This window comes from Nocardia carnea NBRC 14403, from assembly GCF_000308515.1.
GTDB classification, from domain to species: domain Bacteria; phylum Actinomycetota; class Actinomycetes; order Mycobacteriales; family Mycobacteriaceae; genus Nocardia; species Nocardia carnea.
In genome coordinates this window covers 146,676-167,959 of record NZ_BAFV01000058.1, presented here as the reverse complement: position 1 = coordinate 167,959, position 21,284 = coordinate 146,676, and the positions used below count along the sequence as shown (strand labels likewise).

Below are 21,284 nucleotides of genomic sequence, written 5' to 3'. Positions count from 1 at the left end.
AAAATCGGGGTCCGGGCAATCGACCGGCTAGCGGTGAAATGTGCTCGACCTGGTATTTCCGCTTGCTGGACGATAGCCGACCGATGGACTGCTGGACACCGCGATTACGGACCGGGACACGGCGAACAGCGGAAAAACTTGCCGGAGGTGCTGATTTCGGGGCCGGCTCCTATTGTCCTCGTGCGTGAGGGCGGGTCTCCCAGAAATGGGAGACCCGCTCATCGCCACTTCAAGGGGTCTCGCGCACAGTTTCCGGCAGTTCTTTTCGTGCCGGATCACATTCCGTCGTCAGGGCACGTGCCAGCTCGTCCACCTGCCGGATCAGCGCCAGCGTCAGCGCGGCCGGCAGTAGGAGCAGCGAAACCGGCCACGGCAGCTGTATCCGATCGGCCTCGTCCGCCCCGTCCACGAGATCGGCGACGGTGGCTTCCAATTCGCTGATTTCGACCCGCAGGTCCGACACCTCCGCGCGGAGCGCGCGCATCTGCGCCCACAACTCCCGCAGCAGTGTGTCCTGCTCCCCGGCCACGAGTTCTGTCTCCACCGGGCGATCAGCGCGCGGGCTCGGGCAGCGGCCGTGCGCGTTGCGCGAGCGCTGCTGCCGCGGACGGCCGGAGTTCGCGCCCGGGTGCGTCGGATCCGGTGCCATCGGCCGAATTACCACCCGCCGGACCGTCATCCGATGTGGTGGCCGAGTTCCCGGGGCCCTTCCTGGCCGGGGCGGGTTGTTCGTCGCGGCGCTCGGGCGCCACCAGAACCGCGGTGATCGGCACGGCCAGCGACAGCAGTCCGATGACCAGCATCGGGAAGGCGTAACCGAACAATTCCATGCCCTGGGCCGGCTGCGCCTCGGGATCCGGCCGGAATTCCAGGCTCGCGATACCGGTGAAGTAGAACACCGCCACACCGGCCGCGAACATCACGATCGACCCCACCCGGGCTGCCGGGAAACGGAACCGCTGGAACAGCCATACACACAGCGACGAGGCGAGTACCGCGATCACCACTGCGATCACGTACAGCCAGACGGTCACCGATACCGAGCCCTGGATAGCGGCCGAGGACAACTGCAACCACAGCATTATCCCGAAGCCGACGCCGATGGCCCCGGCTGCGCTCCCCATCCGTTTCACATCGAATTCGCGACCTGCGAGCAGCAATCCGGTGAAGACCGCGGCGATGGCGAAGACGAGTGAAAGTGTGAGGTCGGAGATGTCGTAGCGCAGGACCGTACCCGGAACGGAGACACCCAGCAGGGATACGGTGCTGGCCAGCCATACCCCGACCCCGCCGATCGAGACGGCGGCGGCGGCGATCCAGATCGGCCGGAACCGCACCGAACGGCGGCCGTTGATCGCGCACGCCAATCCGACGAACATGCCGACGGCGGAGACCAGTGCGGTCAGCAGAGTGAGCCAGTAGCCCATGGTGAACAGCTCGACGGTCGCGACCGTCTCCGCGGCCAGCAGGTCAACCATGCCGGGCGACTCCCTCGTACTCCTGTGCCTTCAGCCGATTGATCGCGTATTCGGTGACGGCCGCCAGCGCTTGGCGGACCTCTTTGGCATCGCGGGCATCGATATCGACGATCGGCACCCCCTCCCGGACCGACAGTGCCTCCCGCAGTTCGGCCATGGCGAACCGTGGTGCGTTCGGGAAACGGTTCACCGCGATGAGGAACGGCAGATTCCGCGCCTCGAAGAAATCGACCGCGGCGAAACTGTCTTCCAGCCGGCGGGTATCGATCAGGACGACCGCGCCGATCGCGCCGCGGATCAGGTCGTCCCACATGAACCAGAACCGGCGCTGGCCCGGGGTACCGAACAGGTACAGCGTCAGATTGCCGGGCAGGATGATCCGCCCGAAGTCCATGGCGACGGTGGTGGTCTGTTTGTCCGGGGTGTCGTCCAGATTGTCGACGCCGTCGGAGAAACTGGTGACCATGGCCTCGGTGCGCAGCGGCACGATCTCCGATACCGCGCCGACAAAGGTGGTCTTTCCCGCGCCGAAGCCGCCCGCGACCACGATCTTGGTCGACGCGACGCGGGTATCGGATCCCGCCGCGGCACCCCCCTCGGCCTTGTTATAGGGCTCGGAGTCCACGCAATGTCCTCTCCATCAGCGACCGGCGCTCGTCGTAGCTCGCCTGCTCGGTCAAAGTCGAATGCACTCGCAGGTTGCCGTCCACGACGAGGTCACCGATGACGACGCGGACCATACCGAGCGGGCGATCGAGATGGGCGGCGATTTCGGCGACCGACAGCTGGTGGGTACCGAGCCGAAGGATTTCGGCCCGGATATCACCGGACGGCCAATCGAATTGTGCATGATAGGAGATGGTTTCGATAACCGCCTCCATCGGCAGATCTACCGCCGGCTGGGTGCGGCCCGAGGTCAGGGCATACGGCCGGACCCGTCCGGCTCGGCGCGGGGTACTCGGCGCCGGCTCGGGGCGGAAACGGTAGGCACCGGTGTTGAACTGCGCGGATGCGGGATCACTCTGCTGGGCTCCCGGCCCGAAATTATGTGCGCCGGGCCCGTAGTCGGGCCCGCCGGTATTGAAGTTGGGGGTCGGTTGGCCGAATTGGGACATGGTGCTCAGACGGTTGATCGGGCGGTTGCGCTGACCACCGAGCCGACGCGGTCCACAAGCAGTGCCATTTCGTAGCCGATCCGGCCGATATCGTGCTGTTTGTTGGCCAGCACGGCGATATGGGACCCGTTGCCGACACTCATCACCAGCAGGTATCCGCGCTGCATCTCCACGATCGACTGCATCACCTTGCCGCCGTCGAACAGCTGGGCGGCACCGGTGGAAAGGCTTGCCAGACCGGCGGTGACCGCGGCCAGCTGTTCGGCCCGGTCGGCGGGCAGGTGCGGGCTGACCGCTTGCAGCAGCCCGTCCGCGGAGACCAGGACGGCGTGGGAGACACCCGGGACATCCCGGGTGAATCTGGCGACCAGCCAGTTCAAGTTCTCGTCTGTGTCGGTGCTGCCGTTCGAGGTGGTCATGCAAGCCCTCCGTCATTGTGCTGTGCGTCGGCCCGCCCAGTGCGGACGCCGCTCAGATGTCTGGTCAGATTGCTCCGGATCTCCTCCGGGTTCCGCGGGGCCTCGTCTTCGACGGGGGCGAGCCCGCCGGGCACGAGCTGTGCGCCCGGCCGGCGGATCGGGAGCCCGTTCGCGGTGGTGGAATCCGAACTGGGGCGCGCCGCATCCTCGGCGGCCAGCCAGCCGGCATCAGCCGGCGACGTCCAGTCCTGGCGTGGCTCGTCCTGTGTGGAGGCCGGCTCCACCAGCCACTCCGACACCATGCGCTGGTAGATCGGGGTGGGAGTGGCGGCGCCGACGGGCTGTAGCCGGGTGGAGGTGGCCGGGCCGGTGGCTGCTTCGTCGAGGCGTTGTTCGGCGCGGCCGAACGGATCCTCGCGTTCCATCCCCGGGCGGCGGATCGGCAAGCCCGAGCGGGAGGTGATCGATACCGGAGCGTCGTCCACCTGTCCCGGCCCGGTGTACGTGGATTCGACCGGGGCCGGGAACGATTGGGTCTTATAAGTTTCCGACCACAACCCGGTGGGGGACTCATCGGGTTCCGGCTCCTCGACGGGGTCGAACGCCGAGAACGTATCCCGCGTGCCGTTCGCGCCGGACCGGCCGTTGCCCGCGCCGGTCATCGGCGGGAGATCAGCGGCCGGCCGCCGCTGGGGCAGTCCGGAGGCGGTCGTGCCGAGACCCGAGGCGGTGGGCACCGGTGCCGGCTGCGGTGCCGGATCCGTCCGTACCGGCCAGGACTCGCTCTGCGGCAGGCTGGGTACCGGCATCAACTGTCGTGGCTGTGGCTGCGCCGGCAGTGCGGGGGAGGAGTGCAGCTGCGGCGGCTGCGGTGGCAGCTGGGGTGGGGTGCCGAGAGAGAAATCCGCCGTGAGGGTGGTGGAGTTGCCGGTGTCCGGCGAGACCAGCAGGCCCGGTAGATGCAGGCTGGCGGTGATCCCCGGTTGCTGGGCCATGGTCGAGGTACGGCGCAGCCCGACCGTGATCTGATGGCGTTTGGCCAGCCGGCCGACGACGAACAAGCCCATCCGGCGCGCGGTTTCGACATTGATCTCACCACCGGAGGCCAGCCGGGCGTTGGCCGCATGCAGGTCTTCGGTGGCCATTCCCAGGCCACGGTCGGTGACCTCGATCAGGTATCCGCCGTCCACCGCGCGCGAAACCGTCACTGCCACCGGCGTATTGGGTGGTGAGTAGCGCAGCGCGTTATCGATGACCTCCGCGAGCAGATGTTCGATATCGACAGCCGGCTCACCGGCCACGACCCCGTCGGGGACATGTCCGATCTCGACCCGCTGATAGTCCTCGACCTGAGATACCGCACTCCACAGCATATCCGAGAGCGGGACGGGGTCGAGCTGACCGCGGCGCAACGCGGTGCCGGCCAGCACCAACAGGTTGTCACCGTTACGCCGCATCCGGGTGGCCAGGTGGTCGAGCCGGAACAGGCTCTGCAGCCGGCCGGGATTCTCCTCGTCGTGTTCGAGTTCCTCGATGATCCCCAGCTGCTGTTCGACCAGTGATTGACTGCGCCGGGACAGAGTTTCGAACATATTGCCGATCTGCACCCGCAGGCGGGACTGGTCGGCGGCGAGGTTGAGTGCCTGCTGGTGCATTTCGTCGACCGCGCGGGCGAGCTGGCCGATCTCCTCGGTGCCCTGGACGCCGACCGGTTCGATCTCCGGGGTCTCGGCGCCGCCGCGCACCTGTTCGAGTTCCTCGGGCAGCCGGACATGGGCCACCTCCAGCGCGTCGCGGCGCAACCGGCGTACCGGTATGACCAGGGTCCGGGCCACGGCCAGCGCCAGGGTCAAGCCGCCCAGTAGAGCCCCGATCAGCAGCGCGGTTTCGCGTAGCGCGATGTTCTGGGCGGAGATGGTGGCGTGGTGCAGCGCGCCGGTGATGGTCGCGGACAGCTGTTCGGTCGTGGCGTCATAGCCCTGCAGGCTGGCGTCCAGTGAATCGCGCGCGGCCGGATCGTTCAGCGCGCCCTGGGTGCCCTGGCTGAAGATGGCCAGCCGGGTCTGGACCGCGTCCAGCAACGGCCGGATACCGCCGGCCGTATCCGGCAGGAACTGGCCGTACTGCTGGATCATGGTCAGTTCCGCGCCACCAGAGGTGAGGACGCGGGCACGGAGAGCCGGATTGTCCACGGCGCTGGGCGAACTGATCACCAGGCGCTGGGCGGTGAGCGAGCGCCGCGCCGCCTGGACGGCGCTCAGCTGCAGGAAGTAGCGCTGGACGGAGAGATTGTCGACGGTGGGCGACTGTGCCAGTGCGTTACCGACCCGTACCGAGATCTCGTCGGCCTGGTCGCCGAGCATGGCGGGCGAGCCGTTGCCGATACCGCTGCGCATGGTGGAGCCGAGCGTGAGCGCCGAGGAGAGTTCGCGGGAGACCGCCGGTGAGATGGCGTTGCTGTCCATCGCGCGTTCGAGGACCTGGTGGGCCGAATCGAACCGGGAGAGTGCTGCCGTGGTCCGGGACTCGGTATCGGACCCTCGCGCGGTGGCCGTCACCGCCAGGTTTTCGGCCGCGGCGTTGTAATCGACGACCGGCTGGATGACACGGGACTGTTCGGTCGCGGCTTCGAGCTGTTCCAGGGTGCGCAGCTCGTTGTTGATTCGTAGTACGGCGAACAGGGTTGCCAGGACGACCGGCAACACCAGGACGATACCGACCTTGCGGGTGACCGACCAGTTGGACAGGCTGAATTGCCACGGTCGCGGGGTTTCCATCCGCCTCTGTCGCCTCCGCATCACGATCGACCTCATTTGGTGCGTGGCCGTTTCAGTTATGGTTGAATGTCACACCGAACCCGACCAGAGGTCTAGTTTTTCCCGCTCGGAACATACCGTGCATGTTAGTCCTGGGCAATCGGGACGTTCAGCCGGTTATGCCGCGAATAAAGCGGATGACGAACGGGTTTCGTTACATATCACAGATCGGTAATGGCCGGTCTGTCGATCGATGAATTCCCAGGTCGGCGCCGCGGCTCGCGAGTCGGCCGGGGCCTCTCAGTAGCCTCTCAGTCGCTGCGGTCAAACTGGTGCAATGCGCATTCTGGTGGTCGACGACGATCGTGCGGTGCGGGAATCGCTGCGCCGTTCACTGACCTTCAACGGCTACACGGTCGATCTGGCGGTGGACGGCATCGACGCCCTGGAGAAGGCGACCGCCGATCGGCCCGACGCCCTGGTGCTCGACGTCATGATGCCCAGACTGGACGGCCTGGAAGTATGCCGCCGGCTGCGCAGCACCGGCGACGACCTGCCGATACTGGTACTCACCGCCCGCGATTCGGTATCCGAACGGGTCGCCGGTCTCGACGCCGGCGCCGACGACTATCTGCCCAAACCGTTCGCGCTCGAAGAACTGCTCGCCCGGCTGCGGGCGCTGCTGCGACGCCGCACACCCGACCCCGGAGAGATCTCGGAAACCATGCGGTTCGCCGATCTCTCCCTGGACCCGGTCACCCGGGAGGTCGCGCGCGCAGACCGGTCCATTTCGCTGACCCGCACCGAGTTCTCACTGCTGGAAATGCTGATGGCCAATCCGCGCCGGGTACTGACCCGGGGCCGGATCCTCGAGGAGGTATGGGGTTACGACTTCCCGACCTCCGGTAACGCGCTGGAGGTCTATATCGGCTATCTGCGCCGGAAAACCGAGGCCGACGGGGAACCCCGGCTCATTCACACCGTGCGCGGCGTCGGCTACGTGCTGCGCGAAACGCCTCCGTAAGCCCGGGATATGGCACGAACCCCCCGCTCGGCGGCCAAGAAACATACGGTGGCGACGCTCGGCCGGCCCTGGCCGGACGAGCCCCCGCCCATGCGCCCGCCGACCCCGTTGACACGTACCGTTTCACTGCGGTGGCGGGTCACGCTGCTGGCGGCTTCGCTGGTGGCGATCTTCGTGGCGATCACCTCCATCGCGGCCTACGCCATGGTCGCCCGGGAGCTCTACGGCCAGGTCGACGCTCAGCTGCACGCCCGCGCGGCCACCATGATCAGCGGCGATATCGACGATATGGCGTTCCAGTCGCTCGGCCTGGCCACATTGTTCTCCAACGATATCGGCGTCGCGCTCATCTACCCGATTCCACCGTCGGAGGCGGAGAAACCGGGGACCTTCCCCGTCTACCTGCCGCCGCAGCCCACCACACCGCCCATCGGCACCGAAGAGGTCGCGGTGGCACAGGGCAAACGGGAATCGTCGCTGCGCACCTACAACAGTCAGCGGGTGCTCGCCGAGCGGATGGACTCCGGGGTCACCCTGGTCATCTCGCAGCGGCTCGAACCCACCCGCGAGGTACTGGACCGGCTGGCCTGGCTGCTGTTCGCCGTCGGCGCCTGCGGGGTCGTGCTCGCGGCCGGTGCCGGTACCACCGTCGGTCGCACCGGGTTGCGGCCGATCGCGCGTCTCACTGCCGCGACCGAGCGAATCGCCCGCACCGATGACCTGACCCCCATCCCGGTCACCGGTGACGACGAACTCGCGCGGTTGACCGAGAGTTTCAACACCATGCTGCGGGCGCTCGCCGAATCCCGGGACCGGCAGCGCCGGCTGGTAGCCGACGCCGGCCACGAACTGCGGACTCCGCTGACCTCGTTGCGCACCAATACGGAATTGCTGATCGCCTCGAGCCGCCCCGACGCCCCGGCAATACCCGAGGAGGATATGGCCGAACTGCGCTCGGATGTGGTGGCGCAGATCGAGGAACTGTCGAATCTGGTGGGCGATCTGGTGGACCTGGCCCGCGAGGACGCACCGGAAACGGTGTACGAGCGGGTCGATCTCGGTGAGGTCACCGAACGTGCCCTGGAACGGGTCCGTCGCCGCAGTGCCGTGGCCTTCGACGCCGAACTGCGGCCCTGGTTCGTCTACGGCCACGAAGCCGCCCTGGAACGGGCGATTCTCAATGTGCTCGACAATGCGGCGAAATGGAGCCCGCCCGGTGAACTGGTCCGGGTGCGGATGGCCGAAACGGGACGCGGACTGCTCGAACTGTCGGTCGCCGATACCGGTCCGGGGATACCCCCCGCCGAACGCGAACTGGTCTTCGAGCGCTTCTACCGGACAACGGCGTCTCGTTCCATGCCCGGCTCGGGACTCGGCCTGGCCATTGTGAAGCAGGTCGTCACCAAACACGGCGGCACGATCGCCATCGACACCTCCGAGGGCGGCGGCGCGATGATCCGGATCGTATTACCCGGTCAGAGCCAGTGACCTGCCTGTCTTCGACAGAACCGGATCCCTGGCTCACCCTGGAGCACGCCCCGCACCTCAACGCAACCAACGGCACAACCGAGTCTTGCGAAGCCCTGAAAGGTTTCGGCCCACGAACAAACCCAACGCAACCAACGGCGCAGCCGAGTTCAGCGAGGCCCTGTGAGGTTTTGGCCCGTCCCTGCTTTCCGTGCTCGATGCGATGCGGCGCAGCCGCGAGTGTCGAGTGCGGAAAGCAGGGACCAAGGGGGGCCAAAACCCGCGGCGCCGAAGGCGCCGCAAAAAACACACTGCACTCTCAGATCGTTCTCAGTCGTGTTCGGCACCCTGGACAGGGAATATGAGCAGAATAGAGAGACTATGACCGAGGATTTCACCAATCGGCCGGACCGGCCGGAAGAAGGACCGGTGCCGCCCTCGACTTCGCATCCCCAGCCGGGTGCGGCTCATGACCCCGGCGTCCCCGCGCCGCCGGGGCAGGCCGGCGGCGCCCCCTATCCGGGTGGGCAGCCGTTGCCGGGGCCACGACCCGGCGATACGGCCGCCTATCCGACGATGGGTCATCCGTACGGCGGACCGCCGCCCCCCGGGGGGCCGCCCCCCGGTGATACCGGGCAGTTCTACGCCGGCCCGCCACCCGCGCCCCGGAAGGGATCGCTGCGTACCGGTCTGGTGGCCGGTGGGCTCGCGCTCGCATTGGTCAGCGGTGGTGTCGGCGGTGTGGTCGGTGCCCTGGTCACCGATTCCGGTAGCCGGCCGGTAGCGACCAATGCGCTCGATGCGCCGGTGCCCGAGATCAAGGATGCCGCGAATGCGCCGGCGGGTTCGGTACAGGCGGTCGCGCAGGAGGTCACTCCTTCCGTTGTGATGATCGAGGTGGCGAGTAATCGCGGGCAGGGCGAGGGCTCCGGTGTGGTGTTGTCCTCGGACGGGCTGATCCTGACCAACAACCATGTTGCGGCCGGTGGCGGCGCCGGGGGCGATATGCGGGTGACCTTCGCCGACGGCAGTACCGCCCCGGCGACCTTGGTCGGTGCCGATCCGGTATCGGATCTGGCGGTGATCCAGGCGCGCGGGAAAACGGATCTGAAACCGGTCGAATTGGGCAGTTCGGCCGGTCTGCAGGTCGGACAGCCGGTGGTGGCCATCGGCTCGCCGCTCGGCTTGGCCGGCACCGTCACCACCGGGATCGTTTCGGCGCTCAACCGTCCCGTCTCCACCACCGGTGAAGGTGGTGGCGACCCCACCGTGCCGAATCCGGTGATCGACGCCATCCAGACCGATGCCGCGATCAACCCCGGTAACTCGGGTGGCGCACTGGTCGACGGGCAGGGCCGGTTGATCGGTATCAACACCGCGATCGCCAGCCTGGGCTCTTCGGGTGCGGCCGGTCAGCAGAGCGGTTCGATCGGGCTCGGGTTCGCGATTCCGGTGGATCAGGCGCGGCGGGTCGCCGATGAGCTGATCGAGACCGGCCACGCCACGTACGCTCAGATCGGGATGACCGTGCAACGTGACGAATCCATTCACGGAGCGCGGGTTCTCGAGGTCACCCCGAACGGCCCGGCGGCACAGGCCGGAATTCCGGCGGGATCGATCGTGACCAGGCTCGACGACCGCACGATCGATTCCGGGGATGCGCTGGTGGCGGCAGTGCGCTCGAAGCAGCCCGGGGACAAAGTGCAAGTGACGTACACGGATCGGCAGGGCGGTGGTTCGGAGACGGTCGAGGTGACCCTCGCCGCCGCCGCGGTGGAAGGAGCACGGTGATGCAGTTGGTGAGCGGGGGCGGCCACGCCGCGACCGATATCGGCGCTACGGTGAGCGGTATGGAAATCGATGCTCCTGTGGCGGGGCGCGCACTGGTGGTGGTCGTCGACGATCGAACGGCACACGGCGGCGAGGATTCGCTGGGGCCGTTGGTCACCGAACTGCTGACCGAGGCGGGGTTCCTGGTCGATGCGTCCGTTTCGGTGGAGGCGGACGAGGTGGCGATCCGGAACGCCTTGAACACCGCGGTGATCGGCGGTGTGGATATCGTGATCTCGGTCGGTGGTACCGGGATGTCGCCGCGTGATGTCACGCCCGAGGCGACGGCCGAGGTTCTCGACCGGGACCTGCCCGGGATCAGCGAGGCGCTGCGCGCCTCCGGCCGGGTGGCGGGATCGCTGGACGCCGGTCTCTCCCGCGGCCTGGCCGGTATCTCGGGTAGCACCCTGGTGGTGAACCTGCCGGGCACGCGGGCCGCTGTCCGCGACGGTATGGCCACTCTGGGGCCGCTGGCGAGTCGCGTCATCGGCGAGCTCTCCGGTCTACTGGAGTGAGCCGGGCATGCGGTATGAGTGAGGGTGAGAGCCCCGAGGTCCCCCGCCGGGCACGACGCCGGGCAGGGGGCCTCGCACGTGTGGACCGGGTTTTCGGTGAGGTGCTCCCGAGTACCACGCGCGATGAATGGGACGACGGTTCGTCAATGGACCGTGACGGCGACGACTGGCTGCGCTCGCAGGTTCCGCCGCATCACGGGGACGCGGGCTGAGTCGCAGAAGACTTGGCGCTCAACGATTTCCGTTCCAGTTCGATATGATTTCGCTATCTCGAGGGAGTAACGGGGTGGGGTTTCGAGCCAATTGTCCAGAACTGGGCTCGAGAGGATTTTGACGACGCGTGTCCGGGTGGCGCGCGTCTTTTCTTTCTTCCATATGCCGGCGGGTCGATCTGTTTACGGATTTTTATCGTTTCGGCGTGGTGGGGCGGCATTTCTGCTACGGGCAGTGACCTGCCCGTGCGCGCGTCGCTATACGTGGATGTGAAATGGATCACATCAACGTATAGCGAAAAGAAGCTTTGTCCAATCTGTTATCGACCGCTTAATCTCGGTGCGTCGACCGCCGCAAAGGCGGTCCGGCGGGCTTGCAATACGGGGTCAGCCGGTCGCTTTCGTGTGCATTGTCTGTTTTGGGCGTTGCACCGAAATAACAACGGGTCACCTGTAGGTAACAAACGAGCGAAACACTGGTCGGAGCCGGAGAGCGGTGTGTCCGAGCTCGAAGGCCTGCTGTTTGTCCGAATGATGAGGGGAAATATGAGCGAGAACCGCACCGACGGTGTACGTAGTGGCGCCAGGATCGCGGGTATCGGTGCCGCGGCCGCTGTCGCCGTGGGCCTTCTGTCGGTGGGCGCTGCCAACGCCGATACCTTCGTACCGCTACCGGACGGCCAGAAAGCCGGCCCGGGTGTCACCATCTCCCGCACCGGTGAGCATGCCGTTATTTCGCCCTCCATGGCGGCCAACGGCGCGGGCCGGGTCGTGTGGGTTTCCGGTAACGCGATCGCCGATGTCACGGTGACCCCCGAAGGTGAACCGGGTCCGAACAACGGACCGACCGGCGCAGACGGCACCAATAATTCGTCCACCCACGGGGCTTCACAGCTCAACACCGGTTATATCGTCGGCTGCCAGGTCAGCATCGGCGACGAGGCGATCGGTCTGGGCGGATCTCTCGGTTTGAGTCTCGACGGCGGAAACGTCGGCGGTTCGGTCGGGGTGGAGGTGGGCCCGGGCGAGGTGAAGTTCGTCCAGATCGACTACAAGGACATCACCAAGCCCGGCAAGTACTCCGTCGAGTACCAGGACGCCGAAATCGAGATCCAGGGTTGCGCGGGTTACGCGCAGGCGCGGTCGTACACGGTGGTCGAGATCATCGGCGACCACTACTCGAAGACGACCCTGTACGGCCAGCCGTTCAGCATCGGCTGAACCGTCCGGTCCGTCCCGTCGCATCGAAACGAACCTCGTCTCGCGTCGATTCGCGAGCTTTCCCCTCGAAGGGTCCAACCATGATCAACCGAAAGAAACTGGCGCGTTTGGCCGGTGTCGGCGCCGCTGCCACTCTCGCCCTGGGTCTGTTCTCGACCGGAGCGGCCAATGCCGATACGTTCGTGCCGCTGCCCGGCGGTGAACTCGTCAAAACGCTGTCCGACGGCACGGTGGTGACCGTGCGCATGGTCGGCGAGTCGGCCACCATCAGTCCGTCGATGGGTGCTACCCCGGTGCATCGCAACGCCTGGGTCTCCGGTAGTGCGCAGGTCGAAGTCGCCGGTGGCGAAGATATCGGCGGCAAGATCTACCCCGGTTATGTCGTCGGTTGCCAGGTCAACATCGCGGGCGGCGGTGCCGAGGGTGGCGCCGCCGCCGATATGGATACGGAAGGAAATGTCAGCCCCAGCGCCGAAACCGGCGCCAACCTGACCGTCGGCCCCGGCCAGGCGAAATCGTTCTACGTCCTCGATATCGAGAAGCCGGACGACTACGGCAGCGAGGATCACTCCACCAACAACAGTTTCGGCGGCAACACCGGTTCGGTGACCTGGTCCGACCAGACCATCGGCCTCAACGGTTGCGGCGGCTACGCCCAGGCACGGTCGTTCATCAGCGTCGAGGTGGAAACCGAGAACGTGATCAGCTACGTGACCCTCTGGGGTCAGCCGTTCAGCCTCGGCTGACAACCGATCGAACGGTAGTACCGGCACGGAAACAGGCCCGTCGCAGCAGCGGCGGGTCTGTCTCGTGTCCGGCAGGCCGGTTATCTGTTGCCGGGCGGTTTCCCCAGCGCCCGTCACCTTCTGGTTACCTGCGAATCATCCGGATGCCACACCGAATCGGTGGCGCAGTAGCCGAGTGTTCACCGGCTGTGTGGTTTCGGGTTCATCTAGTGGCTACAGCCGTAACCCAAGCTCTATGGAGCCTGTTCTCGGGCCGCCCCGGCGTCGATCGCTGCGAAGTCGGGTGTCGCTGTAAAACCTTGATGAGGGGAAATATGAGCAAGAACCGCACCACCGGTCTGCGCCACGGCGCGCGCGCCCTGGGCGTGGGCGCTGTCGCCGCTGTGGCCATGGGTCTGTTCTCTACCGGTGCCGCCAACGCGGACACCTTCGTTCCGCTGCCGGACGGTGAGAAACTGGGCCCCGGTGTCAAGATCACCCGCACTCACGAGAGCGCACTCGTCTCGCCGTCGATGGCCGCCAACGGTGCGGGCCGGACCGTATGGGTCTCGGGCAACGCCGCCGCCGACGTCTCGGTCACGCCCGAGGGCGAAGCCGGCCCGAACAACGGCCCGACCAATGCGGACGGCACCAACAACTCCTCCACCCACGGCGCCTCGCAGCTCAACACCGGCTATATCGTCGGCTGCCAGGTCAGCATCGGTGAAGACGCAATCGGCCTGGGCGGATCCCTCGGTCTCACCCTGGACGGCGGCAGCCTCGGCGGCTCGACCAGCGTGGAGCTGGGCCCGGGTGAGGTGAAGTTCGTCCAGATCGACTACAAGGACATCGAGAAGCCCGGTGTCTACTCCGTCGAATACCAGGACGTGGAGATGGAGATCCAGGGTTGCGCCGGTTACGCGCAGGCCCGCGCCTACACCGTGGTCGAGATCATCGGTGACCACTACTCCAAGACCACCCTCTACGGGCAGCCGTTCAGCATCGGCTGACACCGGCACCGGTTCACCCACCACAACTCTCGCTGTAGCGAATTCAACCCCAGAGGGGCATCCACACATGTTCAACCGTAAGAATCTGGCGCGCCTCGCCGGCGTCGGTGCGGCCGCCTCGGTCGCACTGGGTCTGTTCTCCACCGGCGCCGCCCATGCCGATACCTTCATTCCGCTGCCCGGCGGCGAAATCGTCAAAACCCTCTCCGACGGCACCGTGGTGACGGTCCGCATGGTCGGGGAGTCCGCCACTATCAGCCCGTCCATGGGTTCCACCCCGGTGCACCGCAACGCGTGGGCCTCCGGTAGCGCGCAGGTCGAGATCTCCGGTGGCGGCGAGGACGTGGGCGGCAAGATCTACCCCGGCTACGTCGTGGGCTGCCAGGTCAACATCGACGGCGGCGGTGCCGAAGGCGGCGCCGATGCCGAAGTCGATTCCGAGGGCAATGTCAGCCCCTCGGGTGAGGTCGGCGGCAACCTGACGCTCGGCCCCGGTCAGGCCGACGCCTTCTACGTCCTCGATATCGAAAAGCCGGACGACTACGGCAACGAGGATCACTCCACCAACAACAGCTTCGATGGCAACAGCGGTTCGGTCACCTGGTCCGATTCCACCATCGGCCTGAACGGCTGCGGCGGTTACGCGCAGGCGCGGTCCTTCGTCAAGGTCAAGGTCGAGACCGATAACGTCATGTCCGTCGTGACGCTGTGGGGCCAGCCGTTCAGCCTCGGCTGACAGGCAACGCCTCGTTTCCCGGCCGAAAAGCCCCGCACCGGCGGGATCGGCTACCCGGAGGGCCCCTCGCGCAACTGCGCGGCGGGCCCTTTTCGGGTGTCAATGGAAGATCACCGTGAGCGCGCTGTTCAGCGAGGCCGCGGCGACGGCGGCCGCGCGCCGCGCATCGAGGGCCACCAGCACCACCGGCTCGGCCCGGCCCGCGCCCGGTTCGGCAGCGGGTTGCGGAACAAGCACCACCGCGGCGTTCTCGGCCAGTGTCGCGGCCAGCGCCGGATCCGTGCTGTCCACGGCGACAACATCCACTCGGTCGCCGGCGCGCAGGATTTCGGTGATGGCGGAATCGGCGAGCCGGATGGGCACGATGCGGGCATCCCGAGATCCGGTCGCCACCTCGGCCAGGCGTGGACCGACGATCCGGACATCGGTGAGGACCTCGCCGGGACGGAGGGCAGCGGTGAGGACCGCGCCGGTCAACGCGGTCGGATCGGTCTCCGCGCCGTCGGGCGCCACGCCGGGCGGCAGCTGTGCGAGCCGGAGATCCGCGGGCGCCAGCAGATGGCCGGGAGCGAGGTCACGGGCGGCCACCACCACGGAGATACGGGCGCGTTCGGGATCCTCGCGGAGGAAAAGTATCGCGGCCGCCACGGCGCACAGACCGGCGAGGATCCGCCGCAACAGCACCGCATCCGCCCATGGCGGCCGGTTGTCGAACGCGTCCCGCCAGGTTTCCCCGGACCCGAGCCGGCTGCGGGTGCGGGGTGCGGAGGGGCGGCGTAGACGACTCATAGGCCGAGCGTATGGGCGGAAACCCCGCCTCGGCTCGGCCGTGGATTGATTGTGGACAACATGCGGGCTGTGGATGAATCAGCGCGCGGGCACCGATCTCGGTGCCGGGTTATCGCTCAGCTGGCGGCGGCGGCCGGTGCCGAGGAGGTGCCGGAGGAACCGGAGGAGCTCGAGCCGGAGCCGGAGCCGGAATCCGAGGAGCCGGACGAGCTCGAACTGTCCGATTTCGCCGGTTCGCTGGCCGACGATGCCCCGCTGCGGCTATCGGTCCGGTAGAAGCCACTGCCCTTGAAGACGATGCCCACCGAGTTGAACAGCTTGCGCAGCGCTCCGGAGCACTCCGAGCACACCGTGAGTGCATCATCGGTGAACGACTGGACGATATCGAACCGGTTGTCGCACTGGGTGCACGCGTATGAATAGGTTGGCACTGGGTCCTCCGCGGTATTCGAGAATTAGCACTCTACAGGCCACAGTGCCAACAGTGCCAATCGCGGATTGATTCCCGCAGGTACGCGGGTGTGCTGAGGGTCTCGGTGGCAAGGTGAGCGGCCGGGTCGGGGGCTCGGTGAGCCTGGTCTTCACCCTATGTGTCGTCGGCGTCGCCTCGGATAGCGCGGATGCGCGGATCGATGCCTGGTCAACTCTCGGGGTGACTCCTGGTGTCGGTTGACTCGACTCCCTGGTCACGGGGTGGACGTCTGATCTGGGGAAGACAATCCGAAGAGGGTGGGGGCTGTAATTTTGGAGACAATTTTGGAGACGCTCCGCGTCTCGAGGGCGGGGCCCTATTAACCCCTGGTCTTCCCTCCTCCGCTCCTCCGCTTCGCTCCCCCGCTCCGTCAGTCCAGACCAGGGGCGGGCCCCGCCCGTGGGAGTCCTGAGAGGTGGTCAGGGGTGGGTGCTCAGAGGGATGGGGCCGGCGGTCGGGGTGAGGGCCCAGGGGATGCGGATGTCGTGGGGTTCTTCGGGGAGGTGCTCTACTACTTCGTCGTCGCGGACCACGACCGTCAGGCGGGCGGCGGGGTCGGCCAGGCCGAGCGTCCGGTCGTAGTATCCGGCGCCCTGTCCCAGTCGTACGCCGCGCCGGTCCACCGCCAGGGCGGGAACCAGGATCAGCTCGGCAGTGGCGACCGCTTCGGGTGGCAGCACGGGGCCGTCCGGTTCGAGGAGGCCGTAGCGTGCGGGGCGCAGGGCGTCCGTGCCGGTGAATTCGCCCCAGTACAGCGCACCGGCTTCGCGGGTCACCGGCAGTAGTACCCGGCTCCCGGCCGCCCGCAGCGCCTCGGCGATCGCCACCGATCCGGGCTCCCCGCGGACCGGAACATAGGCGCATACCCAGTCGGCAGTTCCCAGCCGGCCTGCCGCCGCTGTGAGCGCGGCGGACTCTGCGGCGCGTACCGAGTCCGGGACCTGCAGGCGCCTCGCGCGGATCGTCGCCCGCCAGGCCTGCTTGTCGATCTCCTCGGGCATCCGCACGGCGACAACCCTATGCGCCCGGTCCCGCGCCGGCCGATTACGTCCGGCAGTGGCACCGGTCCATCAGGATTCGGCGCAGCCGGCCACGTCAGGTCGAGCGTGGACCGGTCCACGCGATTCGGACCCCTGCTCGTCTGCTGCGGGGCTGAACGTACAGGCCGAGCGGCCGAAACCCGGGTGCGGGAGGCGCGCCGAGATAGACAGCCGTTTGAACGGGGAGCACCGTGGATAGGGTGTGTATATGACAGCAGAGGCCGCAGTGCAGGGGAGCGGGGAAGCACACCCGTCGAAACCGGAATTCCGGACGGCCGTCGTACCTGCGGCCGGGCTGGGGACACGATTCCTCCCCGCCACCAAAACCGTTCCCAAGGAATTGCTGCCGGTGGTCGACACCCCGGGCATCGAACTGGTGGCCAGTGAGGCGGCCGGATCCGGTGCCGAGCGGCTGGTTATCGTGACCTCGCCCGGTAAGGACGGGGTCACCGCGCATTTCGTGCAGGATCTGGTGCTGGAGAGCACCCTTGCCGAGCGCGGGAAGTTCCAGCTGCTGGAGAAGGTGCGCAAGGCGCCGGGGCTGCTCGATGTCACCTCCGTCGTGCAGGAGGAACCGCTCGGGCTCGGCCATGCGGTGGCCCAGGCCGAAGCGGTGCTGGACCCCGATGAGGAGACCATCGCGGTGCTGTTGCCCGACGATCTGGTCCTGCCGTGCGGGGTGCTGGATGTGATGAACCGGGTCCGGCGTAAACGCGGTGGATCCGTCCTGTGCGCTATCGATGTCCCGAAGGATCAGGTCAGCGCGTACGGCGTTTTCGATGTGGCGCCGGTGCCCGACGCCGTCAACCCGAACGTGATGCGGGTCAAGGGCATGGTCGAGAAGCCGAGCCTGGACGAGGCCCCGTCGACCTACACCGCCGCCGGCCGTTATCTGCTCGACCGTGCGATCTTCGGCGCATTGCGCCGGATCGGCCCGGGCGCCGGTGGGGAACTACAACTCACCGACGCGATTTCGCTGCTGATCGACGAAGGACATCCGGTACATGTGGTTGTCCACCGTGGGTCGCGCCACGACCTGGGTAACCCGGGCGGCTATCTTCGTGCTGCGGTGGATTTCGCGCTGGAGCGTGACGAATACGGTCCGGCGCTACGCGAGTGGCTCCAGCACCGGCTGAGTCCGGACTGGGACCCGCAACTCACCGTGGACGAATGAGATCGCCTGCGCCGGCGAGGACATCGGGAAGGGCTGGATGCGCTCTGTCGAGGATCAGCAGATCAAAGTGACGGCCGCGGCCGTCGCGCCGCGACCGGTGCGGGTCGCGATATCCGAGGCCCAGGGGCTGCTGTGCGCCGAGGATGTGGTGACCGAGCGGCCGCTGCCGGGGTTCGACCAGGCCGCGATCGACGGATACGCCGTGCGCAGTGTGGATGTGGCATCCGCCGGCGCCGATATCCGTGACGAGGACGGGGAACTGGTCGATCTGACCCTGCCCGTGGTCGGTGAGGTACTCGCCGGTTCGCGCCAGCCCATCCGGCTGCAGCCGCGGCAGACGGTCCGGGTGGCCACCGGAGCGCCGCTGCCCACCCTCGCGGACGCCGTACTACCGCTGGATTTCACCGACGGCGGCCGGGGGCGGCTCAAGGTGTACGAGCCGGTGCGGTCCGGCGATTACGTGCGCCGCGCCGGTGACGATGTGCAACCCGGCGATGTGGCCGTGCGGGCGGGCACGATCATCGGGCCCGCCCAGGTCGGGCTGCTGGCCGCGGTGGGACAGGACAAGGTGCTGGTGCATCCGCGGCCGCGGCTCTCGGTGATCTCCATCGGGGAAGAACTGGTCGATATCGACCGGCTGCCCGCGCCCGGGCAGGTGTACGACGTGAACTCCTATGCGCTGGCCGCGGCCGCACGGGATGCGGGCGCGGATGTGAACCGGGTCGGGATCGTCGACGCCGACCCACGCCGGCTGCGCGATGTGGTCGAGGGCCAGCTGGTGCGTGCCGAGGTGGTGGTGATCGCGGGTGCGGTCGGCGGCTGGGCCTCGGACCAGGTGTGTGAGGCGCTGGAAGGTCTCGGCGAGCTGGAGATCGCGCGGGTAGCGATGCACCCGGGCTCTGTTCAGGGATTCGGCCGGCTCGGCCGCGACGAGGTGCCGACCTTCCTGCTGCCGTCGAATCCGGTGGGCGCCCTGGTGGTTTTCGAGGTCATGGTGCGGCCGCTGATCCGGATCGCGCTGGGGCGGCGGCAGCCGATGCGCCGGATCGTGCGGGCCCGCACGATCACCCCGATCCAGTCGATGGCCGGCCGCAAAGGCTATCTGCGGGCCCAGCTGATGCGCGACGAGGCCACCGGTGAGTACCTGGTGCAGCCACTGGGCAATATTGCGGGGGGCTCGTCGCATCTGCTGGCCGCGATGTCGGAGGCCAACAGTTTGATCGTGGTCGAGCCCGACGACACCGAAATTCGCACCGGTGACAAGGTTCGAGTCGCGTTCCTGGCACAGCGCGGCTAGAAGTGGAGTCCATGAACGTATTCCGGGCTACACAGCATCCCGGGTGGCCCGCGCATCTGGGTCCGGTGCGGGTGGGGGCCGGTGCGGTCACCCTCCGGCCGGTGCGGTTACGGGATGCCGCGGCGTGGAGCCGGATCCGGTTACGGGATCACGACCATCTGGAACCGTGGGAGCCGACGGGACGGGGCGCCTGGGAAGCGCGTAATCATCCGTCGAACTGGCCGCCGTTGTGGTCGAGTCTGAAGGCCGAGGCCCGGCGCGGGGCGATGATCCCGCTGGTGATCGAGGTGGACGGCGCGTTCGGTGGCCAGCTCACGGTCGGCAATATCGTGCGCGGCGCACTGCGTTCGGCGTGGATCGGGTACTGGGTCACCCGGGACCTGGGTGGCCGGGGGGTGGCGACCGCGGCCCTGGCATTGGGGCTCGATCACTGTTTCGGCCCGGTCGGGTTGCATCGGGTCGAGGCCACGGTGCGCCCGGAGAATCTGGCCAGTCAGGCCGTGCTGCGCAATGTCGGCTTCCGCGAAGAAGGTTTGCTGCGCAGGTATCTCGATGTGGACGGCGCCTGGCGCGATCATCTGCTGGTTGCCATGACGGCGGAAGAATTGTCCGGCAGGGTGGTCGACCGGCTGGCCCGGGAAGGGCGGTTGACGCTGCGCTGAACCGGCTCCGGGAACGGGCCTGCTCGGTCTCGCGCTGGTGGAAATGTGACTCATGTGGCGTATGTGCACGGCGCGCCTGCCGTGCTGTACCCCTACTCGGAATTAACCTACGGACGTCGGTGGTGCGCCTCGCGCCATCGGCGGGAAGCTCGTACCACGATCTGCGAGACGTGCCCGCGGGGAAGAACTCCGGCGTCGGGACGCACCGGTCATGGCGTGGGCTGCGACGTTGACCGTGCGGACGGAGGTGCTGACGACGATGGCGAACTCGATCCTGTGGATCGGCCTGGTCGTGGTGTGGGTCTTCGTCCTGTTCCCTATCCTGGCCGACCGGCATCCGCGAATCCGCCGGACAACGGATACCGCGCTGGCTACGCGGGTACTGCATCGTGGAGATTCCAAACGGCGCAAGAGAAGTGGGTATGTCCGCAAGAAGCGGTCCGGCCGGCCCTATCGAAAGCGTCACCACGGCAACGATCCGGAGGATCGCATGACCACAACAGCCGAGGAGACCGTCACCGAGGCTGACGAGAAACTATCGCATGCCGACCCCGGCGACGAGCCGGCCGATATCGTCGACGATATCGAAACCCCGGAGGAATCCGAGGATCACCCGGACTCCGAAGACGACGGGGAAGCGGAGCCCACCGGCGATACCGCCGCGGAAACCGAACCGTTCGGCGGAGACGTGATGGATACCGCGCCCGCCCGGATTCCGCCGGTCCGCGCCGGCACCCGGCGTACGCCCGCACCCGAAGACCCCGGTGACGAGGGAGATTTCGTCCCGTCCCGGCGCGGACGGGGCGGCTACGACCCCGAAGCCGACGCCATTGCGCGCGCCGCCCGCTACACCTTCCGGCAGCGCGCCGTGGTCGCCCTCATCCTCGGCGCGGTGCTCTGCGGCGGTCTCGCCGTGGCCATCGGCCCGCTTTTCTGGTGGGGATGCGGCGGCGCGCTGCTGTCGTTGGTCACCTATCTCGGATACCTGCGTAAGCAGGTGCGGATAGAACAGGAGATCCGGCGCCGCCGGAGCGCCCGGCTGGCCGACCGCGCCCGGGACCTCGACGGTGAGCCGGACGAGACCGAGGAGTTCGACGCCTCGGCGGCCGCCCGGCCCGGTATGGACCGCGATACCGCCCGCGCCCTGCGGCGTCGCTCACATCTGCTCGAACCGGACGACGAAGACCCCGCCTTCGAGCATCTGGACGCCTATGACGCCACCATCGCCCGGACGGTGCGTCACCGTGCCAGCGGCGGCGATATCCGCCGCGCTGCGGGGGCGTGAACGGGATCGGATAGTACTGTCCGGTCTGCCCCCGGCTCTGAGTAATCGCAGGTCAGC

The 21,284-nt window shown here is 67.4% G+C and carries 22 protein-coding genes; 13 read left to right on the top strand and 9 right to left on the bottom strand.

Going from position 1 to position 21,284, the window contains the following annotated elements; translation table 11 throughout:
* Nucleotides 1-229: 229 nt before the first annotated feature.
* The 6 genes from ON22_RS22370 to ON22_RS22345 form a co-directional block, all read right to left on the bottom strand.
* The gene (locus ON22_RS22370) at nucleotides 230-544 is read right to left on the bottom strand and encodes a hypothetical protein (protein ID WP_033243513.1); all 315 of its coding nucleotides are present in this window, start codon (nucleotides 542-544) and stop codon (nucleotides 230-232) included.
* Nucleotides 545-551: 7 nt separating this feature from the next.
* Nucleotides 552-1,478, bottom strand: coding sequence for an MHYT domain-containing protein (locus tag ON22_RS22365; RefSeq protein ID WP_063820634.1), 927 nt, complete (start codon nucleotides 1,476-1,478; stop codon nucleotides 552-554).
* On the bottom strand, nucleotides 1,471-2,103 hold the full coding sequence (locus tag ON22_RS22360) for a GTP-binding protein (RefSeq protein WP_051157944.1): 633 nt from the start codon (nucleotides 2,101-2,103) through the stop codon (nucleotides 1,471-1,473). The genes ON22_RS22365 and ON22_RS22360 overlap by 8 nt, the downstream gene beginning before the upstream one ends.
* On the bottom strand, nucleotides 2,084-2,398 hold the full coding sequence (locus ON22_RS22355) for a DUF742 domain-containing protein (protein WP_051157956.1): 315 nt from the start codon (nucleotides 2,396-2,398) through the stop codon (nucleotides 2,084-2,086). Before ON22_RS22355 ends, ON22_RS22360 begins: the two co-directional genes overlap by 20 nt.
* Before the next feature lie 200 nt (nucleotides 2,399-2,598).
* Nucleotides 2,599-3,012 carry a roadblock/LC7 domain-containing protein gene (locus ON22_RS22350; RefSeq protein WP_033243512.1) on the bottom strand — a complete coding sequence of 138 codons (414 nt, stop codon included), beginning with the start codon at nucleotides 3,010-3,012 and terminating at the stop codon, nucleotides 2,599-2,601.
* Nucleotides 3,009-5,789, bottom strand: a complete 2,781-nt coding sequence (locus tag ON22_RS22345; RefSeq protein ID WP_033243511.1) for a sensor histidine kinase — start codon at nucleotides 5,787-5,789, stop codon at nucleotides 3,009-3,011. The genes ON22_RS22350 and ON22_RS22345 overlap by 4 nt, the downstream gene beginning before the upstream one ends.
* 316 nt (nucleotides 5,790-6,105) lie before the next feature.
* Between ON22_RS22345 and ON22_RS22340 the strand changes: the two genes are divergently transcribed.
* The 9 genes from ON22_RS22340 (at nucleotide 6,106) to ON22_RS22300 (ending at nucleotide 14,508) form a co-directional block, all read left to right on the top strand.
* Nucleotides 6,106-6,792 (top strand): response regulator transcription factor, encoded by a 687-nt coding sequence (locus ON22_RS22340; RefSeq protein WP_033243510.1) that lies wholly within the window; start codon nucleotides 6,106-6,108, stop codon nucleotides 6,790-6,792.
* A gap of 9 nt (nucleotides 6,793-6,801) precedes the next feature.
* Nucleotides 6,802-8,280 carry a HAMP domain-containing sensor histidine kinase gene (locus tag ON22_RS22335; protein ID WP_051157943.1) on the top strand — a complete coding sequence of 493 codons (1,479 nt, stop codon included), beginning with the start codon at nucleotides 6,802-6,804 and terminating at the stop codon, nucleotides 8,278-8,280.
* 360 nt (nucleotides 8,281-8,640) lie between these two features.
* Nucleotides 8,641-10,050: a S1C family serine protease gene (locus ON22_RS22330; RefSeq protein WP_081595757.1), complete on the top strand. Its 1,410-nt coding sequence runs from the start codon at nucleotides 8,641-8,643 to the stop codon at nucleotides 10,048-10,050.
* A complete protein-coding gene (locus ON22_RS22325) occupies nucleotides 10,050-10,604 on the top strand; it encodes a MogA/MoaB family molybdenum cofactor biosynthesis protein (RefSeq protein WP_033243509.1) in 555 nt (184 codons plus the stop codon). Before ON22_RS22330 ends, ON22_RS22325 begins: the two co-directional genes overlap by 1 nt.
* Before the next feature lie 14 nt (nucleotides 10,605-10,618).
* Nucleotides 10,619-10,816 carry a hypothetical protein gene (locus ON22_RS22320; RefSeq protein ID WP_033243508.1) on the top strand — a complete coding sequence of 66 codons (198 nt, stop codon included), beginning with the start codon at nucleotides 10,619-10,621 and terminating at the stop codon, nucleotides 10,814-10,816.
* A 546-nt stretch (nucleotides 10,817-11,362) separates the two neighbouring features.
* Entirely contained in the window at nucleotides 11,363-12,037 is a 675-nt protein-coding gene (locus ON22_RS22315; protein WP_033243507.1) for an MspA family porin, read from the top strand.
* A gap of 80 nt (nucleotides 12,038-12,117) precedes the next feature.
* Nucleotides 12,118-12,783, top strand: coding sequence for an MspA family porin (locus tag ON22_RS22310; RefSeq protein WP_033243506.1), 666 nt, complete (start codon nucleotides 12,118-12,120; stop codon nucleotides 12,781-12,783).
* A 314-nt stretch (nucleotides 12,784-13,097) separates the two neighbouring features.
* Nucleotides 13,098-13,772 carry an MspA family porin gene (locus ON22_RS22305; RefSeq protein WP_033243505.1) on the top strand — a complete coding sequence of 225 codons (675 nt, stop codon included), beginning with the start codon at nucleotides 13,098-13,100 and terminating at the stop codon, nucleotides 13,770-13,772.
* A 67-nt stretch (nucleotides 13,773-13,839) separates the two neighbouring features.
* Complete coding sequence (locus ON22_RS22300; protein ID WP_033243504.1) at nucleotides 13,840-14,508, top strand: MspA family porin; 669 nt, start codon at nucleotides 13,840-13,842, stop codon at nucleotides 14,506-14,508.
* A 99-nt stretch (nucleotides 14,509-14,607) separates the two neighbouring features.
* Here the strand turns inward: ON22_RS22300 and ON22_RS22295 are convergent, their stop codons facing one another.
* The 3 genes from ON22_RS22295 to ON22_RS22285 form a co-directional block, all read right to left on the bottom strand.
* Nucleotides 14,608-15,297 (bottom strand): SAF domain-containing protein, encoded by a 690-nt coding sequence (locus tag ON22_RS22295; protein ID WP_033243503.1) that lies wholly within the window; start codon nucleotides 15,295-15,297, stop codon nucleotides 14,608-14,610.
* Between the two features lie 116 nt (nucleotides 15,298-15,413).
* A complete protein-coding gene (locus tag ON22_RS35900; protein ID WP_081595756.1) occupies nucleotides 15,414-15,728 on the bottom strand; it encodes an FmdB family zinc ribbon protein in 315 nt (104 codons plus the stop codon).
* 460 nt (nucleotides 15,729-16,188) lie between these two features.
* Nucleotides 16,189-16,770 carry a 5-formyltetrahydrofolate cyclo-ligase gene (locus ON22_RS22285; protein WP_033243733.1) on the bottom strand — a complete coding sequence of 194 codons (582 nt, stop codon included), beginning with the start codon at nucleotides 16,768-16,770 and terminating at the stop codon, nucleotides 16,189-16,191.
* A gap of 247 nt (nucleotides 16,771-17,017) precedes the next feature.
* On the opposite strand from ON22_RS22285, the gene ON22_RS22280 reads away from it, so the two are divergent.
* The 4 genes from ON22_RS22280 (at nucleotide 17,018) to sepX (ending at nucleotide 21,227) form a co-directional block, all read left to right on the top strand.
* Nucleotides 17,018-17,983: a UTP--glucose-1-phosphate uridylyltransferase gene (locus ON22_RS22280; RefSeq protein WP_051157942.1), complete on the top strand. Its 966-nt coding sequence runs from the start codon at nucleotides 17,018-17,020 to the stop codon at nucleotides 17,981-17,983.
* Nucleotides 17,984-18,020: 37 nt separating this feature from the next.
* A complete protein-coding gene (gene glp / locus ON22_RS22275) occupies nucleotides 18,021-19,280 on the top strand; it encodes a molybdotransferase-like divisome protein Glp (RefSeq protein ID WP_033243501.1) in 1,260 nt (419 codons plus the stop codon).
* Nucleotides 19,281-19,291: 11 nt separating this feature from the next.
* Complete coding sequence (locus tag ON22_RS22270; RefSeq protein ID WP_033243731.1) at nucleotides 19,292-19,942, top strand: GNAT family N-acetyltransferase; 651 nt, start codon at nucleotides 19,292-19,294, stop codon at nucleotides 19,940-19,942.
* A 211-nt stretch (nucleotides 19,943-20,153) separates the two neighbouring features.
* Nucleotides 20,154-21,227, top strand: a complete 1,074-nt coding sequence (gene sepX / locus ON22_RS22265) for a divisome protein SepX/GlpR (RefSeq protein ID WP_051157941.1) — start codon at nucleotides 20,154-20,156, stop codon at nucleotides 21,225-21,227.
* The last annotated feature ends 57 nt before the right edge of the window (nucleotides 21,228-21,284 follow it).

Coding starts and splice junctions, on each gene's coding strand:
- ON22_RS22365 (WP_063820634.1), bottom strand. CDS start 1,478: ATGGTTGACCTGCTGGCCGCGGAGACGGTCGCGACCGTCGAGCTGTTC.
- ON22_RS22350 (WP_033243512.1), bottom strand. CDS start 3,012: ATGACCACCTCGAACGGCAGCACCGACACAGACGAGAACTTGAACTGG.
- ON22_RS22345 (WP_033243511.1), bottom strand. CDS start 5,789: ATGGAAACCCCGCGACCGTGGCAATTCAGCCTGTCCAACTGGTCGGTC.
- ON22_RS22340 (WP_033243510.1), top strand. CDS start 6,106: ATGCGCATTCTGGTGGTCGACGACGATCGTGCGGTGCGGGAATCGCTG.
- ON22_RS22335 (WP_051157943.1), top strand. CDS start 6,802: ATGGCACGAACCCCCCGCTCGGCGGCCAAGAAACATACGGTGGCGACG.
- ON22_RS22330 (WP_081595757.1), top strand. CDS start 8,641: ATGACCGAGGATTTCACCAATCGGCCGGACCGGCCGGAAGAAGGACCG.
- ON22_RS22325 (WP_033243509.1), top strand. CDS start 10,050: ATGCAGTTGGTGAGCGGGGGCGGCCACGCCGCGACCGATATCGGCGCT.
- ON22_RS22320 (WP_033243508.1), top strand. CDS start 10,619: ATGAGTGAGGGTGAGAGCCCCGAGGTCCCCCGCCGGGCACGACGCCGG.
- ON22_RS22315 (WP_033243507.1), top strand. CDS start 11,363: ATGAGCGAGAACCGCACCGACGGTGTACGTAGTGGCGCCAGGATCGCG.
- ON22_RS22310 (WP_033243506.1), top strand. CDS start 12,118: ATGATCAACCGAAAGAAACTGGCGCGTTTGGCCGGTGTCGGCGCCGCT.
- ON22_RS22305 (WP_033243505.1), top strand. CDS start 13,098: ATGAGCAAGAACCGCACCACCGGTCTGCGCCACGGCGCGCGCGCCCTG.
- ON22_RS22300 (WP_033243504.1), top strand. CDS start 13,840: ATGTTCAACCGTAAGAATCTGGCGCGCCTCGCCGGCGTCGGTGCGGCC.
- ON22_RS22295 (WP_033243503.1), bottom strand. CDS start 15,297: ATGAGTCGTCTACGCCGCCCCTCCGCACCCCGCACCCGCAGCCGGCTC.
- ON22_RS22285 (WP_033243733.1), bottom strand. CDS start 16,770: ATGCCCGAGGAGATCGACAAGCAGGCCTGGCGGGCGACGATCCGCGCG.
- ON22_RS22280 (WP_051157942.1), top strand. CDS start 17,018: ATGACAGCAGAGGCCGCAGTGCAGGGGAGCGGGGAAGCACACCCGTCG.
- glp (WP_033243501.1), top strand. CDS start 18,021: ATGCGCTCTGTCGAGGATCAGCAGATCAAAGTGACGGCCGCGGCCGTC.
- ON22_RS22270 (WP_033243731.1), top strand. CDS start 19,292: ATGAACGTATTCCGGGCTACACAGCATCCCGGGTGGCCCGCGCATCTG.
- sepX (WP_051157941.1), top strand. CDS start 20,154: ATGGCGTGGGCTGCGACGTTGACCGTGCGGACGGAGGTGCTGACGACG.